Below are 19,572 nucleotides of genomic sequence, written 5' to 3' on the forward strand. Positions count from 1 at the left end.
TTAAAAATGTTCAGAAAAATATCTTGATTTATCAAAAAACATCATGTATGATAGCTTTAATTCAAGATAACTATACAGGCAATGACGAGAGAAAGTACAATCATCAATTTTTCCACAGAGAGCTTCGGCAGCTGAAAAGAAGCAAAAATAATGATTCGAAAAATGGTCTCTGAGCCTCGTGCTGAACATATCTATGATATTAGTAGGTGACGACGAGAGTTGGTACTCGTTATCAAAACCACAGTATATGAGCCAGATTGGAGCTTTGTACTTGTAGAGGCTGTTTAGCGCGAGCAAACAGTAAATAAAGGTGGTACCACGAGACAAATACCTCGTCCTTATGATTCAAAGATAAGGATGGGGTATTTTTTATTGTCCACTTTTTTTCATACAATTGTTCAAATGTTCCACGTGAAACACCACATCCATTTTTTCAAATGAAAGGGAGATTGACATGAGTGAACATGCATTGGTTTTACAATCAGATTTCGGCATTGATGATGGAGCTGTCAGTGCAATGTACGGAGTGGCAAATACGGTCAGCAGCAGCATCCGCATTTTTGATTTAACACACAATATTCCGCAGTATGACATTTGGGAGGCTTCTTATCGCCTGCTTCAAACCGTCACATACTGGCCGGAAGAGACGGTATTCGTTTCTGTCGTTGACCCGGGCGTTGGATCCGAGAGAAAAAGTCTTGTCGTCAAAACGACAAGCTCACATTATATCATTACCCCAGATAACGGGACACTGACGCACGTTGCCCAGGATATTGGCATTGTGGAAGCCCGTTACTTAGATGAAACCATTAACCGACTGCCAAAGTCGGGAAAATCACATACATTCCATGGGAGGGACATTTACGCTTATACAGGGGCGAGAATTGCATCAGGTGTGATTTCTTTTGAAGAGGTTGGGCCAAAGGCAAATATTGATGATATTATCCATCTCCCAGTCGTACAGGCTTATGCCGAAGAAGATGTGATCACAGGGACGATTGATATTTTAGATGTGAGATTCGGAAACCTATGGACAAACATTCATCACACGCTATTTGAACAGCTTTCAATTAATTATGGGGATGCAATAGAAGTTACCATTGCCAACGGGCCGAAAAATGTGTATAAAAATATCATGACCTATGGACGATCTTTTGCCGACTTAAAAGTAGGCGAACCACTCGTATATGTCAATTCACTCGACCATTTAGGCGTGGCGATCAATCAAGGGTCATTTGCAAAGGCTTATAACATCGGCACAGGCACAGGCTGGCGCCTTTCGATTCGCAAAGCTCCGCGCATTATATACGAATAAGAGGAGGATACATCATGGCAGGAAAACAACTTTCAACGAAAACTGTCGTTGCCATTGGCATTGGCGCAGCCGTCTTTGTCATTTTAGGACGATTCGTCTCTATTCCAACTGGTATTCCGAATACACAAATTGAAACCTCATACGCATTCCTTGCATTAATGGCCGTGCTATTTGGTCCTGTTGCAGGCGCGCTGATTGGTTTTATTGGCCATCTCATTAAAGATGCGACCACATTTGGCCCTTGGTGGAGCTGGATTATTGTATCGGGTGTCGTTGGTTTATTGATCGGCTTTATTTCTAACCGTTTAAAAGTAGAAGAGGGAGACTTCGGCTGGAAGAAAATCACGCTCTTTAACGCCGTACAAGCAGGTGCACAGGCATTAGGCTGGTTTATCATTGCTCCTGTACTCGACATTGTGATCTATGCAGAACCTGCGAACAAAGTGTTTGTTCAAGGCATCGTGGCAGGGATTTCAAACATCATCACAGTCGGTGTACTAGGGACCATCATCATTGCAGCTTATGCGAAAACGAGAAGCAAAAGCGGCAGTCTATCGAAAGAAACATCATGAAGCAAGGTGGAACACATAAATGAAGAAACCGATGATTCAATTCGAACATTTCGGATTCAAGTATCGCAGTCAGGCAGAACCAACATTAAAGAATATCAACCTGACGATCTATGAAGGAGAAAAAGTTCTCATCGCAGGCCCGTCTGGATCGGGAAAAAGCACACTAGCCCATTGTATCAATGGGCTAGTTCCTGCGTCTTATAAAGGTTCTATGGAAGGAAGTCTTCACATCGGCGGGAAAAATGCAGAGAAAGAAAACATTTTCTCCCTCTCACAGCTTGTCGGAACGGTGCTTCAGGACCCTGATGGACAATTCATCGGGCTGACCGTTGGAGAAGATATCGCGTTCACGCTTGAAAATGATCAAGTCACACGCGAAGAAATGAAAACACGTGTTAAGGAAGCAGCTAGATTAACAGAGGTAGACGGCAAGCTGGCATCTTCCGTGCATGAGCTGTCAGGCGGACAAAAACAACGTGTCGCCATTGCTGGCGTACTTGTCAATGATGTCGACATTTTACTGTTTGATGAACCACTTGCAAGCCTTGATCCCGCAACAGGTAAAGAAGTCATCGACCTCATTGACCGGCTGCAAAAACAAACGAAAAAAACCATTGTGATGGTTGAGCACCGATTAGAGGACGTCCTCTTCCGTCATGTGGACCGCATTATCGTTGTCAATGAAGGAACGATTGCAGCGGATATGACACCAGATGAATTGCTCGCCTCAAACGTATTAGAAGCGGCGTATTTGCGTGAGCCTTTATATGTGAAAGCGATGAAATATGCAGGTATTCCGGTTGAAACAGGAGATCAGATCGCTGATTTACAGCGTCTCACCTTAGATGATGAGGCAAAAGAGAAAATCGAACAGTGGATGGAAGCATCTGAGCCATCAGTAGAACAGATTGCAGCACAGGATTTACTAGAAGTGCGCGAGCTGAGTTTTGATTATCCAACAAGACCAAACACGCTGAGCAACATCTCTTTTACCGTCAAAAAAGGAGAAATGATCAGCATCGCAGGAGCCAATGGCGCAGGCAAGACGACATTATCTAAGGTGCTCTGTGCATTTGAAAAACCAACGAAAGGGTCCATTCTTTTAAATGGTGATGACATCACAGAAGATACGATCAAACAGCGCTCCGAACGAATCGGTATTGTTATGCAAAACCCAAATCAAATGATTTCAAAACAAATGATTTTTGATGAGGTGGCACTCGGTCTCGTTTTAAGAGGCGTAAAGGAAGACGAGATCAAGGAGCGTGTGGAGCGGGTTCTGAAAGTGTGTGGACTGTATCCATTTCGGAACTGGCCGGTCTCAGCCCTTAGCTTTGGACAGAAAAAACGCGTCACCATCGCATCAATTCTTGTATTAGAACCAGAAATCCTCATCCTAGACGAACCAACCGCAGGACAGGACTTTAAACATTACACAGAGATGATGACGTTTTTAGAGCAATTAAATCAACAGGGAGTCACGATCTTCATGATCACCCATGATATGCACTTGATGCTCGAATACACAACAAGAACCATTGTCATTTCAGATGGAGAAAAAATCGCAGATGATACACCAGCCAAAGTACTGACAAATCAACTGCTTGTCCAAAAGGCGAGTTTAAAGGAAACGTCGTTGTATGAACTGGCGCTGAAAGCAGATTGGCCGAATCCAAATGAACTCGTGGAACGCTTCATTGAGGTTGACAGAAAGGAACGAATGACATGGCTGTAGACATGCTGTCCTATATCGATCGCCCGTCACCGATTCACCGGCTGACAGGTGCAACCAAACTCATTTGCTTTATCCTCTGGTCATCCGCAGCGATGCTCACGTATGATACAGGCGTTTTAGTCTTTATGTTAGCCGCCAGTATCGTATTCTTTCAGATGTCGAACGTACGATTTCGTGATATTTCCTTCGTGGTGATCGTCCTGGCGATTTTCCTAGTGATCAATAACATCGCCATTTATATCTTTGCGCCCCAGCAAGGTGTCGCCATCTACGGAGCAAAGCACGAGCTATTTCATATTGCCGGCTGGTACAATGTCACACTTGAACAGCTTTTCTATCAATTGAACATTACGCTAAAATATGTGACCGTGATGCCAGCAGCGCTTTTATTTATTGTGACAACAAATCCAAGTGAATTCGCCTCATCTCTCAGCCGAATCGGTGTCAGCTACCGGATTTCGTATGCTGTAGCGATTGCTCTGCGCTATATTCCGGACATTCAGCGGGATTTTCGAACGATCGCCATTTCTCAGCAAGCAAGAGGGATTGATTTATCGAAGAATGAAAAGCTGGGAAAACGAATCAAAAATGCGCTGTCGATTGTGATGCCGCTGATTTTTTCCAGCCTAGAGCGGATAGAGACGATCAGCAATGCGATGGAGCTGCGGGGGTTTGGGAAGCATAAAAAGAGAACATGGTTTACGGCGAAAGACTTTCAAAAAGCAGATTATGTGGCGTTCATATTTGTTGGTGTGGTACTGATTGTTTCGTTAGTGATTACATTTGTTAGAGGAACGAGATTTTATAATCCGTTTTGATAGAAGGAAGCCTTCACAGGAGTGGAGGCTTTTTTGTTTGGTTTGTGGATAAAAGGTGTGGAAAATGGTAAAAGACTATTAACATGTGAATAAATCGGTTATATTGAACAATGAGCGAAACACTTGTGAATAATGAAACAACATATTGGAGGAATTAGAAACTTATGAACAAATCACTTTATGCTTGTGCAGAACACATAGAAACCGTATTAGACATGTACATAGATGATCACGAAACGCCGCCAGAATTCAGAAAAATCGAACATACACACAGTTTATCCACAACCTGTGAATTGTGCGATGAACCTGCAATATATATAGTGGGGAACGAATGATCGGACACAAAATACACAAATTTTATCCACAATTGTTGATAACTTATATGAATAACTTGTTCTTAAGGTGGGGATGACCTGTGAATATATCAATTATCACAGTAGGAAAATTAAAAGAGAAATATTTAAAGCAAGGCATAGCCGAATACACAAAACGATTACAAGCCTATGCGAAAATTGAAATCATTGAGCTTGCGGACGAAAAAGCACCCGAGAATCTCAGCGATCAAGACATGAAAATCATCAAAGACAAAGAAGGCGAACGCATCCTAAGCAAAATCAACCCAGACGCCCACGTCATCGCCCTCGCCATCGAAGGAAAGATGAAAACTTCCGAAGAATTAGCCGATACAATAGATAAGCTGGCAACATACGGAAAAAGCAAAGTATGTTTCGTCATAGGCGGATCCCTTGGCTTAAGCGACGCTGTCATGCAGCGTGCGAATGAGAAACTGTCATTTTCGAAAATGACGTTTCCGCATCAGTTGATGAGATTGGTGTTGGTGGAGCAGATTTATCGGGCGTTTCGGATTGTGCGGGGGGAGCCTTATCATAAGTGAGTTTTATATATAAATGATTTTTAAGAGTTTAAGAGAGTCTTTTTGTTCACTTATAAGTACATAATAAAGAAAAATTTGATGGGATTTTGCGTAAGTGGAATAGAAGAATGTAAAGGAGACCTTTAACACTACTTATCTTTAATTAACTTCGACAATTATAGCATTTTAATATAAAATATAAAGTTTGAGGGGTTATAAATGATTAAAGTAAGTGGAGGTTTATAACTTCAATATAGATTTATAAACAGACTGGAGTAGTGTTATGAAGAGTATTCCAATATATTCATTTTTTTCAGGTGCAGGATTTTTAGATTTGGGGTTCTCCTTTTCTGGTTTTGACATTACTTTTACAAATGAAATTTCAAAGGAAATATCAAGAATATATAATTCCGGAATGAGCTCATGTTTAGATAAAGAAGTGTCTATTACTAGCAATGAATCTATAGAAAATATTTCTGCTGAGGACATTAGAGAAATGGTTCAGATCAAGAATCATAATCAATTATGGGGGATTATTGGAGGGCCACCTTGTCCAGATTTCTCTGTAGGTGGAAAAAATAAGGGGCATCAAGGTGAAAATGGGAAATTAACGGAGACATTTGTAAATTTAATTTGTAATACTAGACCAAGCTTTTTTGTTATTGAAAATGTCAAAGGTCTTGTAAAAACTAAGAAACATAGGGAATTTTTTGATAGAATGATCTCTTTATTAGAGACTAATGGATATGCTATAGATTTTAAAATATTAAATTCCCTTGATCTAGGGGTGCCACAAGATAGAGAAAGAATATTCATACTGGGAGTAACAAATTCAATATATGAAAAAGTTTTTAAAGCCAAATTTTCTGGAGAACGAGGCTGGTTCTATTGGCCATATTATGAGAAATATCATAATTCAAAATACAGGTATAATTGGCCGACTACAAACGAATTTGGTATGAATGTTGAAAAGCCTAACTCGATTCCTCAGGAATTAATGGTAGGTACATACCTACTGGATAATGATTTGAGCAATATTCCAAACTCTAATGAATTTTTCAATCCAAAATCGTCAAAATTTAGTTTTATAGAAGAAGGAGACGATAAAAGAAAAAGCTTTAAAAGGTTACACAGATGGAGATATAGCCCTACTATTGCATATGGAAATAATGAAGTACATCTTCACCCCACCCTTGAGAGGAGATTATCAGTTCGAGAGGCACTTAGGTTACAAACAGTACCTGATAACTTTATAATAAATGAAGATATATCATTGACAGTAAAATTTAAGGCTATAGGAAATGGTGTACCAGTTAGAATGGCAAATTTGTTGGCAAGTAACCTAAATTACTTTTTAAAACAGTACTTGTATAGTTAGAGGTGGTATTATGACATCTGAAGAAAAAATAAAGTTTGACCTTGAAAATTTAGATGAGATCACTATTGTAAAAAAATATTTGTTTAATACAGATATTTGGTACTTCACTTGCCATTTGAATCTAAATCATAGTGAATTTATGAATAATCTTGATTTAATGAATGAAATAATCTCAAAAAATTTATCTATAAGCATGAAAAATATATTAATTGTTGGTAGTGGGAAAACTGGCTTTAGTTTTTCGCCACAAAAAGCATTAAGAAAGTTTGATAGTAATGAAGAAACCGAATCGGATATTGATATAGCAATAGTTTCTGAAAAATATTTTTTTGAATATTGGGATCTAGCAAGAGAAGAAATTAGTGTCAGATATTCCCATTACTACAAAGAAATATCATCAGGGATATTTAATGGATTTATATCTAAAAACACGTTAGAAAATATACCTTCAATAAGAAAGGTTTGGAATGAAAGAATAAGAGCAACAAAAAGGGAGTTAAAGGAAAAAGCAAAATTCCGTCATCCAATTAATTTTAGAATATATAGATCATGGGAAGATCTTGAAGAATATCATGTTAAAGGTATCAATAAATTGAAAAAGGCAATAATGGAGGAGGTAAGTAAATGATTTCAAAAAATTTTCATATTGTGAAGGTGAAAGATCTGTATGACAAATTTACAGCAGGGGTTCTTGTTGTAGATGAATCATATCAACGAAGAAAGGTTTGGAATGAGACTGATAAAATAAGATTAATAGAAACAATATTAATTGGATATATCGTACCTTCATTATATTTATGGGATGCTGAAACCAATCCAACTACTGGACAAACTATTACTCATATTGTTGATGGTCAACAAAGAGTAAATGCAATAGTAGAATTTATTGAAGGTGAATTTTCCTTACTTAAATCAAGTCTTACTCAGCCTGATATAACTGGGAGTTATGCAAATAAAAAATTTGATGAATTGACTAAAGAAGAAAAGGTTAATATTTGGTCTTACAATATACCTGTTGTTCAACTTTCAGAAGTAGATAATGTTGAAACTATAAAAAGTATATTTTACAGATTAAATTTAACTGATTATAATTTAAGAGCACAAGAGAAAAGACATAGTACATCTAACGGTTTATTCGCGGAATTAGCTATTGAACTTTCAGAAAATGAATTTTGGTCTAATAATAACTTATTCAATGCAGGAGATATTAAAAGAATGAAAGATATTGAATTTTGTGCTTCGTTAATATTACTCGCACGTGATGGTATTATAAACCAGACAACTCAAAGGCCTCTTAATAATGCTTATGATGACTATAAAGATGTTTATGAAGAAAGAGATACTGATAAAATCAGAATTTTATCATGGATTGACTCTCTTGATAAATTTATTAATGATAAGACTATAGGATTTATTCAAAAGAAATCACAACTATATACCATGTTTACAGTTATAGATCACTTTGAAAGGAATGAAATTGAAATATCCGATAATATTATATCGAATTTCACTGAATTTGTAAAAATGTATTTAGATTATAGAAATGAAGAAGTAGATAATAATGATACAATAAAAATTATACTAAATACGTATAAACTCGCAGTATCAGAAGGTATAAATAAATTGCAAAATAGAATGATTAGATTCAACATCATGAAAAAAGTTTTATTACAAGGGATAAGTAATATTGATATCAATGATATATAGTATAAACAGGTAATATAGCTAACTATTTATAAAATAAAATTCATGGTATAAAAAATATATAAAAAATTCAATACAAGACTAATTCTATCGACTTACAACTTTCAATAATGGAAGATTCAATCAAAAAAAGAAGCAGTAAAACATCAAGCAAACCTGTGAAGCATTCCTATTTTTAAAAATCGTTTTATTCGTCTTTTTAGAAGGGAATATAGTTGAGAAGTGGTTGATTGGGTTAGTATAGAAAGGAGAACCCCTTGCTTACTTTGTAAATGGGTATTAAATAATCACTAAAAAAAGTCTCATTTGAGTGATTTCCCTCAAACGGGACTTTTTTGCATCACGGATTGTGACAGACTTATTTTTGGCATTGATAATAAAAACAACCCCAAGTAGGCCTTATCATAAGTTAGTGAGGGATGAGAAGGCTAAATTTAGCTGTACAAGCACCATCAAACATCTCCATTGCACCAGAATAGATATAACCACTCCGTAAAAAACCACGATTAAGCCTAAAGCGGAGAGAATAACATAGTAAAACAGAAACTTTTAAGGAATCTCCAACAACACATGTTGACATATCGTTATTTATCGATATAATGGGGTGTATGGAGCCAATAGAAGTTTTCAAAGCCTTATCCAATGAATCCAGATTGCAAATTTTACAATGGTTAAAGGAACCTGATCGTCATTTTACACCCCATGAAGGGATTGATATGAATACTACAGGGGTATGTGTTAGTCAAATAACAGATAAATTGAAAATGACGCAATCAACCGCATCTCAATACCTTTCAATTTTACTACGAGCTGGATTAATTACGACAGAGCGTATAGGTAAATACACGTATTATAAAAGAGATGAAAATGCCATAAAACAAATTTCTGAGATTCTAGAAAAAAATATTTAATAAATGAACTGAATTCATACATCAGAATTCAGTTTCATTTATTAAAACAAATCGACTTATCGTAATATGTTTTTTTGTCCATACATATTAACAATTCTAGATATGTAAATGTATTATATATAAGGAGTGATCTACATTGTCAAACACTGTAAAGATTTACATTTTAGCTATTGTCAGTTTTTTAGTTGGTACATCAGAGTATATCATCTCTGGTATTTTGGATAATATTTCTGAATCATTAGGGATTACGATAGCTGCAGCCGGCCAGTTAATTACAATTTTTTCTCTTGTGTATGCCATCTTCACCCCAGTATTAATGGCTTTAACATCGGGAATGAATAAACGCAAGTTAATGTTATTTTCACTTAGCGTTTTTATTCTAGGTAATATTCTTGCATTCGTCCTCCCTGGGTATCAATTATTTATTGTGTCAAGAATTATTATGGCTCTTGGAGCGGGGATGGTCGTAGTTACTGCATTAACAATTGCTGAAAAAATTGCACCAAAAGGTAAGCAAGGTACCGCTATTGCTACAGTAGTAATGGGCTTTACAGCATCATTGATCATTGGAGTCCCACTTGGCAGAATGACTAGTGATTTCTTTAGTTGGAAGGCTGTATTTGGAGGAATAGCCTTACTCGGATTATTAGCCATGGTGATCATTTCTCTTACGATTCCAAAAATCCAAGGGGATAAACCTGTACCTTTAATTCAACAACTCGCTCTTTTTAAAAAACCAAAAGTAGTGTTGGGATTAGCCATCACCTTTTTCTGGCTTGGTGGTTATTCAATTGCCTATACCTACCTATCCCCTTACCTTTTAAATATATCAGGTGTAAGCAGCAAATTGCTGAGTGGAGTTCTCCTTGTATTCGGGATTGCTAGTCTAGTTGGGTCAAAGTTTGGTGGATTTAGTACCGATCGATGGGGTGTGAATTTTACTCTGATTAGTGGAATGACATTACATGTCATCATGCTCATATTGCTCTCACTAGTTACGCATTCTTATGTTGGAGTATTGCTCATTTTAATATTATGGTCATTTGCTGCATGGTCTTCTGGCCCGACTCAACAATATCACTTAGCTACAATGGAGCCAGAGTCATCAGGTATACTATTAGGTCTCAATCAGTCAATGATGCAATTGGCGATGGCCGCAGGTGCAGCTATTGGAGGTATCTTTGTAGAGAGGGTTTCTCTATCTTCTGTTACTTGGGCAGGTGCTTTAGGCGTTGCAATAGCGATCATTGTCACAATATTGGCTTCGCGTGCTACTTCGAGTAATGAAATTCGATATACTTAAACAGTAGAACGATGGGAAAAAACGTGATTCAATTTAAAAAATAATGACAGAAAGTAGGAAGCACCTTTGCACTCAATTAAAAAAATAGGTCAGAGTTTTTGGTACATCACACCGGTATCACTTACCGACCGCCCCATCCTAGGTATGGTCGCAGGCACTAACAAAACATTAATGATCGATGCGGGTAACTCAGAAGATCATGCGAACTATTTCATCCAAAGAACTTTAAAACACGAGAACACCAAGCCCGATCTCGTTGTCCTCACGCATTGGCATTGGGATCATATTTTTGGTCTGCCTGCGCTGCCTGATTCGCTTTCGATTGCTTCTGCAAAGACAAGAAAGGAAATGGAGAAGCTTGTTCCGTTTTCGTGGTCAGATGAGGCGATTGATGAGCGGGTGAGGGAAGGAACGGAGATTGAGTTCTGCGCGAAGGCCATTAAGGAAGAATATCAGGGTCATCGAGATATTCAGGTGGCTTTACCGGATGTCACGTTTGACCGTCGGATAGATATTGATCTTGGCGGCGTCACTTGCATCGTGCAGCATGTTGGAGGCGATCATGCGGCTGATTCAGTGATCGTGTATGTGAAAGAAGAGAAAATCCTGTTTCTTGGTGATTGCATTTATCCGAAAATGTATGCTGAGAGAGTACATTATACAGTGAAAGAAATATTGCGTCTTTTAGATGAGTTAGAAGCTTTTGATGCCGATACGTATATTCCTTCACACCAAAGACCGTGGAGAAAAGAGGAGTTTCGTCAGGAAACAGACAAACTTCGGATGATAGCGAAATTCACTGATCAATGTGGTGGAGATAAGCAGAAAATCACGAAAGAATATCAACATTACGTGAACAGAGAACTGAAAGAAGATGAATTAGAGACGATTGCTTATTTTGTAAATGGTTATTAAGTGATTCCGGTTATTCACTGATAACATTACCTATTTTCTAAGCCAGCTATAGTTAAGCAACAAAATCTCTCTTCTTTCCCTTTTAGCCTTAGCAGAAGGTATTGTAGCAGAAGAAAACATGATTATAAATACTACAACTAGTCCCCTCCACTAAGTTTGAGGGGCTTTTTGTTAAACTTAGGCATTTAATCAAATGTAAGTTGAAGATAACTTTTGATGTCATGTTTAGTTGGTAGATAAATGGAATAAATTTAATATAATAATGATGAAGGGTGTGAAAAGTATGATCAATATGAATTTGAAAAAAATGCGAAAAATACACAGATTTACACAAGAAGAAGTGGCTGAGAAAATTGGTGTTTCAAGGCAAGCTGTTGCGAAATGGGAATCGGGGGAAACTGTGCCGGATATCAATAATTGCAAGGCTTTGGCTGAATTATATGGCATTGCTTTGGATGATCTCGTGAATAATTTGGATGGTACAGAAATGGCAGGGGTGAAACCAAAAGGAAAACACATATTTGGACTTGTAAAGGTTGGCGAACGCGGGCAAATTGTCATCCCTAAAAAAGCGAGGGAGGTATTCAGTATCTGTCCTGGAGACAGCTTGTTGATGTTGGGCGATGAAGCTCAAGGAATTGCCATTGTAAGAAATGAGGACTTCCTGCAGTTTGCTGACGAGATATATAAGGCACAGGAAGGTCAGGAGGATGAAGAATGATTGCGATTCAAACAAAGAATCTAACCAAGAAATTCGAAGAAAAGATTGCAGTCGATTCTCTTAATCTTTCAATTGAACAAGGCGAACTTTTTACGTTACTTGGAGTGAATGGTGCAGGTAAAACGACAACGATTAAGATGTTGACCTGTCTTAGCACCCCTACAACCGGTGATGCGTCGATTCTGGGTAACAGTATTGTTTCTAATCCCTACGCAGTAAAAGAACAGATTAATGTTTCACCACAGGAAACGGCAGTAGCTCCTAATTTATCCGTGAAAGAGAATCTTGAATTAATCGCTCAAATATACGGGTTCCATAAAACAAAGATCGATATAAAAGTCGAAGAAATGCTCGGTACGTTTAGTCTGACGGAAGTATCTAAAATGAAGGCTAAAACCCTATCCGGAGGGATGCAAAGAAGACTCAGTATTGCAATGGCACTCATTACAGACCCCAAAATCCTTTTCCTTGATGAACCTACTCTTGGTCTTGATGTCATCGCAAGGCGTGAGCTATGGAGTGCTATTGAGAAATTAAAGGGGAGCATGACCATCATTCTCACGACACATTATATGGAGGAAGCAGAAGCCCTTTCGGATCGAATAGGCACGATGGCGAAAGGAAAATTAAAGGCAGTTGGAACAGCAGCCGAATTGAAGGAAAGCACCAACACCAAATCACTTGAGGATGCGTTTGTGTCATTAGCTGCTAAAGAGGAGGTCGTAAGATGAAATCACTCGCTTTTGCTTCACGTAATTGTAAAGAGATTTTAAGAGATCCTTTAAACGTAGCTTTTGGTATAGGCTTTCCGTTAGTTATCTTATTATTGCTTCATGCTATTCAAACGAATATTCCATCTGATGTATTTGCTATTGATCAACTTATTCCTGGCATAGCTGTTTTTGGTCTTTCTTTTATCTCACTATTCGCTGGAATGTTAATAGCTAAAGATCGAAGTACCTCATTCTTGATGAGATTGTTTACTACACCCCTTTCTGCCTCAGACTACATTGTAGGGTATATTGTGCCACTCCTACCTATTGCGATTGTTCAAGTTATCATTAGTTTTATCACAGCTTTTTTCTTAGGTTTACCTTTTAATGCCAATGTTTTGTTATCTATTCTTGTCCTTTTACCAACATCTTTACTATTTATCGGCATAGGGCTCTTAGTAGGGAGTATATTTAACGATAAGCAAGTTGGTGGTATTTGTGGAGCGCTACTAACGAATATGAGCGCATGGTTAAGTGGTACATGGTTTGATTTGAATTTAGTTGGAGGCTGGTTCAAAAATATTGCATACGCACTACCATTTGCTCACGCAGTAGACGCTAGCAGAGCTGCCTTATCTGGAGACTATGCATCAATTTTACTGCATTTTTGGTGGGTGATAGGATATACAGGTATTATTGTAGCTATCGCCATTTTTGCTTTTAAAAAGAAAATGAATGGGGAAAACGATTAGTTTGGTACAGTTTTTGGTGAAGAAATTTACAGCTGGGTTACCTGTGTCTTTTTCTGTATGATAAACTTTAATGAAGTTGTCATTTGAGTAGAGGGAGGTACATATGAAACAGCTTTACATGAAGCAAAAAGTATTTAGTCTGAGCGGCAGGTTTACCGTCAAAGATCAGCAAGAGAACGATGTGTATGTGGTCGAAGGCAGCTTTATGAAGATGCCGAAGACGTTTACCATTTTGAATACAGAACGAGATGAAATCGCTGTGATTACGAAGAAAATGTTTACCTTTTTACCGAAGTTTTTAGTAGAAGTTGATGGTCAAGAGGTATTGACGATTAAAAAAGAGTTTACGTTTTTTAAAGCAAAATATTCAATTGATGCTGCTGGGATCGAAGTGCAAGGTAACTGGTGGGATATGAATTTCCAAGTGCTGCAGAATGGCGAAGTGATCGGTCAGGTGAAGAAGGAATGGTTTACTTGGGGTGACAGCTATAAGGTTGATATTTTGAAAGAAGAAATGGAGCCTGTGATGATTGCGCTCGTTGTTGCGATTGATTGTGTAAAAGCTGATGAAGCAGCGTCTAGGTCTTCGTCGTCGGCAACGACGAATTAATTGGAGGGTTTAAAAATTGGACAACCTCACTCGCATCATAAGATTAAGAGATGCAGAATTATGGGAGTATGAATTTCTCGATAAAAAAGAAATCATTATTTATTTCTCCATTACAGATTTAAACAGAAAAGCAATGCCCCATGATAACCCGCTAGCTACCCGAGAAGAATTAGATGAAAGAGATAATTACATTTCAATTGATGTCCATAGTAATCTGGATCTCAAAAAAAAGCTTGAAGAAGATACATTTGATGATTTTATCACCACGATCTCATCTTTAGTAGAGCATATGCACGATTTTCACAATGCTCATGTTTATACTTATATGCACGTTCATGAAAAAATGGATTTAACAGATTTTCAGTTGGAGAAGGATGAAGATTTGCATGGTGATGAAAAAGAACAGCTCTATACATTTAAACGTTTATGGATTCAGCAGGCATGCTTTCAAATGATAGAACAACATTTAAATCGAAAAATCAAAGAAATATCTAACAGTAGATTTTGCCAAGATCTAATATGAGCTTGTGAGGTGAGCACACTGATCACATTCCAATACAAAGTATTTCTAATAGTCGTCGAATGCGGCAGTTTTACAAAAGCCGGGAAGAAGCTTGGGCTGACGCAGTCTGCTTGAGTCGGAATTAGGGATTGTGCTGCTTCGGCGTAATCGAAATGATTTGGCGATTGAAGACCTTTCTTCTCAGGAAAGAAGAAGGGAATGATAAAGGTTGAGAGGTAAATAGTAAGAAAACCTTCTGATTGTCTCAGGGGGCTTTTTTCGTCCATTATCCATAATAATTAAATTATTCACTTGAATAAAAAATTGGGATTGCGTGTAGTTATACGTGATTCTCGAGTAATCGAACAGACGTCATGATCACAATTGTGAAATAGGAGGAATGAATAATGACATTACCAAAAGATTTTCTATGGGGCGGAGCATTAGCTGCACATCAATTTGAAGGTGGATGGAACGAAGCTGGAAAAGGCCCAAGTGTTGTAGATGTGATGACAGCAGGTGCTCATGGAGTACCGAGACAAATAACTGAAACGATAGAAGAAGATAAATTTTATCCGAATCATGAAGCAATCGATTTCTATCATCGATATAAGGAAGATATCGCGATGTTTGCCGAAATGGGTTTGAAATGCTTACGTACATCGATCGGCTGGAGCCGGATTTTCCCTAAGGGAGATGAAGCAGAACCGAATGAAGCAGGGTTACAATTCTATGATGATGTATTTGATGAACTGCTCAAGCACGGCATTGAGCCTGTGATTACGCTGTCCCACTTTGAGATGCCGCTCCATTTAGCAAGAGAGTACGGCGGGTTCCGCAGCCGAAAAGTCGCTGAGTATTTCGCGAAATTCGCAGAAGTATGCTTCAATCGATACAAGGACAAGGTCACATACTGGATGACATTTAATGAAATCAATAACAAAATGGATGTCAACAACCCACTATTCCTTTGGACAAATTCAGGGGTATCAGTCAAAGAAGGTGAAAATGCCAAAGAAGTCATGTATCAAGCAGGACACCATGAGTTACTTGCAAGTGCATGGGCAGTAGCCAAAGGAAAAGAAATCAATCCTGCTTTCCAAATTGGAGCGATGGTGTCTCACGTGCCAATCTATCCATATTCCTCAAACCCTGAGGATGTCATGCTGGCAGAGGAATATATGAGACAGCGCTATTTCTTCCCAGATGTACAGGTGCGCGGCTACTATCCGAGCTATGCATTAAAAGAATTCGAACGCGAAGGCTATCACATTCCATTTGAAGAAGGCGATGAAGAAAGCTTAAGAAAAGGGAAAGTGGATTATCTAGGCTTTAGCTACTACATGTCGACAACGGTTAAAAGTGATACGGTGTCTGATCACAACGGAGACATTGTCAACGGAGCCCTGCCGCATGGTGTAGATAACCCTTATATCAAATCAAGTGACTGGGGCTGGTCCATTGACCCGACAGGCTTAAGATATACATTGAATCGTTTTTACGATCGCTATCAAATCCCGTTATTCATCGTAGAGAATGGATTTGGTGCAATAGATCAAGTGGAAGAAGACGGTTCTATTCACGATCCAGAAAGAATTCAATATCTCGCTTCGCATATCGAAGCACTGAAAAAAGCCATTGAATACGACGGTGTCGACCTTATTGGCTACACACCTTGGGGCATCATTGATATCGTGTCATTCACAACAGGAGAAATGAAAAAACGCTACGGCATGATCTACGTTGACCGCGACAACGAAGGAAACGGCTCAATGAAGCGCCTCAAAAAAGATTCGTTTACTTGGTATCAAAACGTCATCGCAACGAACGGTGAAGAAGTGTAATAAAGGAAAATAGAGCCCGGACGAGCGTGGTATATACTTGTGCGGGTTTTTGCGTTCTTTCAGAAAAATTGGTGTGTATATCCTTTTGTTCACTAGATATAAGTCTTATAATTTAGTAAGAAGAAAAGGTTGGAAAGGGAGAGATTTTAAATGACAAAATGGTGGATGGTTCGTGCAGGCGACCAGAATGATTTAATTCCGATGTGGGAAGAGAAAGGCTTAGCATCAATCGGTTGGCCGAAATTAGGTGATCCAAAACAATATCAAACAAAGCAAGAGATGAATGCCCGAGCTGATGTTATCTTCGCCGAGAGCAAACCGTTTACAAGAAGAAGCTGGGTTAGTCAGGTATGGAGGTTCAGTAGAGAAATTCAAAAGGGAGATCGAATTATTACATACATAAAAGAAAGCCGTGAATATCGGGTTGGTACGGTGACTGCTCCACATTTTTTTGATGAAGCAGCAGGGGATAAAATGTATCCAAATCATATTCAAGTCAACTGGGAACCAATCGCAGTGAAACGAGATTCTTTCAGCCAATCAGCCAAAAACAGCCTCGGTTCTATATCAACTGTTTTTCGTGTAGATGATTGGGGAGAAGAAATTGAACACCTACTGAAAAACCCTACTTCTATATCAGCATCCGAAGATGAAACCGAAGAAGATGAAATTATTGAAGATTTAGTCAGCAAAGCAACTGTGATGATTGCAGATAAGGTGGATAAATTGGACCCGTGGAAGATGCAAGACTTAGTCGGGGGCCTACTGCAAGCTATGTCATACAATGTTCGTGTGAGTCCAAAAGGTCCTGACGGCGGTGTAGATGTATTAGCTTATAAAGATGCATTTGGATTTGAAAAACCTATTATTAAAGTACAAGTCAAGCATCGAAAAGCTTCAGCCAGTGCACCAGAAGTGCAACAATTATTAGGAGCTAACCCCATGAATGCAAATAGTTTATTTGTTTCTACTGGCGGATTTACTTCTCATGCAAAAGCTGTTGCGAAGCATAATGAAGTTCATCTATTGGACTTAGAAGAACTCGTCAATCTTATTGTACAATGGTATGAGGACATGCCAACAGAGACAAGGTCTTTATTACCTTTGAAAAAAGTGTATGTGCCTGAGTGATCTTTTATTGTTTATGTTTTATTAATGCCTGAATACAAAGAAAAAAGAGAGTAATAGCGACAAAATAGTTCATTGGATTGAGAAAGATCTTAATGTTCAAGGATATTTGAAGAAGAATCCAAAAGCCGAATATCACCATAACAGCAGGAATGATTTTTTTATACATCATGATTCTCCTTTCGAGAGTAGTTTGTTTTTAATTGGCATTGTCTCATATCATTGCAGAGATTGAAAATGAGATAAAGATATTCATAGGCTCTATTACACCATTTGGTATAATTGATCTATAAAAGCGATAAATGGTAGATAAAGAATAGGAGTTGTTGAAATGAATCAAACTCTGCAAATGGGTGCCAATACCGTACTAAACTCTCCAAAGGGACAAGTATCCATCAGTTATGAAGTATCATCTGCAATTGATATTTCTTTAACAGCGTTTCTCTTAACAGATTCAGATATAGTTCAAGGAGATAATGGCATTATTTTTTACAATCAGCCGGAGAGTGCCACGGGTGTCGCGACACTTTTACCAGCAGAGATATCAGGTCAGTTGAAAAGGCATCAATTGAATTTTGATATGAGCAAAGTGCCTGCTGGAATCACAAAGGTGGCGATTACACTAACAGAGGATCAAGGAATTGGTTTTTCTCAAGTGAAGAATCTGCAAGCAGAAATTCAAACAGGCGATGAGGTACTATACCTTACACCAGTAAGCTTTACAAATGAAAAGGGTATTGTCGTAGTAGAGCTATATATCAGAAATGGTGAAACGAAAGCACGATCCATCTGGCGTGGCTTCGATTCTGGATTAGAAGGGCTATGCAAGCTTTTTGGGGTAGAGGTTGAACCTGATGAACAGGATGTTTCTACACCTCCTCAAATGACTTCTGAAAAACTAATTGATGAGCCTGCTCCAATAAAGTCAACTGCTAAAGAGAAAGTCGCTTCACCTATTAGCTTAGAGAAAGTTCAAGGTAAAATTAATCTAGACAAAGGTCATAAACCGATCATCATTGAAAAAACGCCTGAGATTACAGCTACAGTATCCTGGGAGTCTGGAACTGATTATGATATTTATGCATTGGTCTATACGAAGTCAGGAAAACAAATAGATGTGGCCATGTTTGGCGCAAAAGGTGTTCCTGCTCTCAAAAGTTACGGTAACGGGGCTGTAGAGCATATGGGAGATGTCGGTAGAGACCGTGAATCGATGAAAACAGAAGTCATTAAATTACGGTTAAATGACGATATCCTTGCTATCGTTCCGGTTGTTTATTCTGCTCAATCAAACGGAACAGGTTCCTTTTATAGATATAGGGTATCTATGAGTATCGATAATCACCAAGGAACATCTGTGACAATTCATGCCAAACATGCGAATGATAATGATCGGATTTATTCTTGTGTGCCGGGTATGCTTCAAAATACAAATGATGGTGTGATCATCCGTCCGCTAGAGCTTTACAGCAAACCAAATTCCGAGCGCAGACCTAAATTAAAAATGAAGTCTTCTAATGAAATTGATGTTTTGATGGATAAAGGACCAATCAATGATTATAAATAAAACGAATGTATGGCTAGACAGAGCAAAGTCCATTGTCTAGCTTATTTTATTTGACCTTTAAATAGAGATTCTATTCCATTTTTTGTGTCATTTAGCCCATTTTTCCGTTTTGAAGGTCACGGTAAAATAGACTTTATGATCAATAATGGAGGGAGTGACTTCTTCTGGGCAAGATACTTGATGCAAAAGAACTAACAAGTGCCATGGACA

The 19,572-nt window shown here is 38.2% G+C and carries 20 protein-coding genes, 1 pseudogene and 1 other annotated feature; all 21 genes and pseudogenes read left to right on the forward strand.

Annotated elements, in window-relative coordinates:
- The first annotated feature begins 72 nt into the window (after positions 1-72).
- Positions 73-343, forward strand: a binding site (T-box leader).
- Between the two features lie 111 nt (positions 344-454).
- Positions 455-1,315, forward strand: coding sequence for an SAM hydrolase/SAM-dependent halogenase family protein (locus AWT60_RS04935; protein ID WP_024427616.1), 861 nt, complete (start codon positions 455-457; stop codon positions 1,313-1,315).
- 14 nt (positions 1,316-1,329) lie between these two features.
- Positions 1,330-1,887 (forward strand): ECF-type riboflavin transporter substrate-binding protein, encoded by a 558-nt coding sequence (locus AWT60_RS04940; RefSeq protein ID WP_024424020.1) that lies wholly within the window; start codon positions 1,330-1,332, stop codon positions 1,885-1,887.
- Positions 1,888-1,906: 19 nt separating this feature from the next.
- On the forward strand, positions 1,907-3,622 hold the full coding sequence (locus tag AWT60_RS04945) for an ABC transporter ATP-binding protein (protein WP_218676984.1): 1,716 nt from the start codon (positions 1,907-1,909) through the stop codon (positions 3,620-3,622).
- Positions 3,613-4,440 carry an energy-coupling factor transporter transmembrane component T family protein gene (locus tag AWT60_RS04950; RefSeq protein ID WP_218676985.1) on the forward strand — a complete coding sequence of 276 codons (828 nt, stop codon included), beginning with the start codon at positions 3,613-3,615 and terminating at the stop codon, positions 4,438-4,440. The genes AWT60_RS04945 and AWT60_RS04950 overlap by 10 nt, the downstream gene beginning before the upstream one ends.
- A gap of 164 nt (positions 4,441-4,604) precedes the next feature.
- Positions 4,605-4,775, forward strand: coding sequence for a CxxH/CxxC protein (locus tag AWT60_RS04955; protein ID WP_008360116.1), 171 nt, complete (start codon positions 4,605-4,607; stop codon positions 4,773-4,775).
- 80 nt (positions 4,776-4,855) lie between these two features.
- Positions 4,856-5,335 carry a 23S rRNA (pseudouridine(1915)-N(3))-methyltransferase RlmH gene (gene rlmH / locus AWT60_RS04960; protein WP_025093694.1) on the forward strand — a complete coding sequence of 160 codons (480 nt, stop codon included), beginning with the start codon at positions 4,856-4,858 and terminating at the stop codon, positions 5,333-5,335.
- Between the two features lie 262 nt (positions 5,336-5,597).
- The gene (locus tag AWT60_RS04965) at positions 5,598-6,692 is read left to right on the forward strand and encodes a DNA cytosine methyltransferase (protein ID WP_218676986.1); all 1,095 of its coding nucleotides are present in this window, start codon (positions 5,598-5,600) and stop codon (positions 6,690-6,692) included.
- 10 nt (positions 6,693-6,702) lie between these two features.
- Positions 6,703-7,320, forward strand: coding sequence for a hypothetical protein (locus AWT60_RS04970; protein ID WP_218676987.1), 618 nt, complete (start codon positions 6,703-6,705; stop codon positions 7,318-7,320).
- Complete coding sequence (locus tag AWT60_RS04975) at positions 7,317-8,399, forward strand: DUF262 domain-containing protein (protein WP_218676988.1); 1,083 nt, start codon at positions 7,317-7,319, stop codon at positions 8,397-8,399. Before AWT60_RS04970 ends, AWT60_RS04975 begins: the two co-directional genes overlap by 4 nt.
- 605 nt (positions 8,400-9,004) lie before the next feature.
- Entirely contained in the window at positions 9,005-9,307 is a 303-nt protein-coding gene (locus AWT60_RS04980; protein ID WP_218676989.1) for an ArsR/SmtB family transcription factor, read from the forward strand.
- A gap of 136 nt (positions 9,308-9,443) precedes the next feature.
- The gene (locus AWT60_RS04985) at positions 9,444-10,610 is read left to right on the forward strand and encodes an MFS transporter (RefSeq protein WP_218676990.1); all 1,167 of its coding nucleotides are present in this window, start codon (positions 9,444-9,446) and stop codon (positions 10,608-10,610) included.
- Positions 10,611-10,676: 66 nt separating this feature from the next.
- Entirely contained in the window at positions 10,677-11,525 is an 849-nt protein-coding gene (locus tag AWT60_RS04990; protein ID WP_073979563.1) for an MBL fold metallo-hydrolase, read from the forward strand.
- Between the two features lie 283 nt (positions 11,526-11,808).
- Complete coding sequence (locus tag AWT60_RS04995; RefSeq protein WP_073979562.1) at positions 11,809-12,246, forward strand: helix-turn-helix domain-containing protein; 438 nt, start codon at positions 11,809-11,811, stop codon at positions 12,244-12,246.
- Entirely contained in the window at positions 12,243-12,977 is a 735-nt protein-coding gene (locus AWT60_RS05000) for an ABC transporter ATP-binding protein (protein ID WP_073979561.1), read from the forward strand. Before AWT60_RS04995 ends, AWT60_RS05000 begins: the two co-directional genes overlap by 4 nt.
- Positions 12,974-13,711: an ABC transporter permease gene (locus tag AWT60_RS05005; RefSeq protein WP_218676991.1), complete on the forward strand. Its 738-nt coding sequence runs from the start codon at positions 12,974-12,976 to the stop codon at positions 13,709-13,711. Before AWT60_RS05000 ends, AWT60_RS05005 begins: the two co-directional genes overlap by 4 nt.
- Before the next feature lie 103 nt (positions 13,712-13,814).
- Complete coding sequence (locus AWT60_RS05010; protein ID WP_041089480.1) at positions 13,815-14,321, forward strand: LURP-one-related/scramblase family protein; 507 nt, start codon at positions 13,815-13,817, stop codon at positions 14,319-14,321.
- A 16-nt stretch (positions 14,322-14,337) separates the two neighbouring features.
- Positions 14,338-14,844, forward strand: coding sequence for a hypothetical protein (locus AWT60_RS05015; RefSeq protein WP_218676992.1), 507 nt, complete (start codon positions 14,338-14,340; stop codon positions 14,842-14,844).
- Between the two features lie 21 nt (positions 14,845-14,865).
- Positions 14,866-15,016: pseudogene (locus AWT60_RS18640) on the forward strand (LysR family transcriptional regulator); the annotation flags it as partial.
- Between the two features lie 211 nt (positions 15,017-15,227).
- The gene (gene bglA, locus AWT60_RS05025) at positions 15,228-16,667 is read left to right on the forward strand and encodes a 6-phospho-beta-glucosidase BglA (protein WP_099663856.1); all 1,440 of its coding nucleotides are present in this window, start codon (positions 15,228-15,230) and stop codon (positions 16,665-16,667) included.
- 150 nt (positions 16,668-16,817) lie between these two features.
- Positions 16,818-17,798, forward strand: coding sequence for a restriction endonuclease (locus tag AWT60_RS05030; RefSeq protein ID WP_218676993.1), 981 nt, complete (start codon positions 16,818-16,820; stop codon positions 17,796-17,798).
- Positions 17,799-18,126: 328 nt separating this feature from the next.
- On the forward strand, positions 18,127-19,362 hold the full coding sequence (locus AWT60_RS05035) for a TerD family protein (protein ID WP_041089489.1): 1,236 nt from the start codon (positions 18,127-18,129) through the stop codon (positions 19,360-19,362).
- The last annotated feature ends 210 nt before the right edge of the window (positions 19,363-19,572 follow it).

Source organism: Bacillus sp. F2HM, assembly GCF_019266135.1.
Lineage (GTDB): Bacteria > Bacillota > Bacilli > Bacillales > Bacillaceae > Bacillus > Bacillus safensis.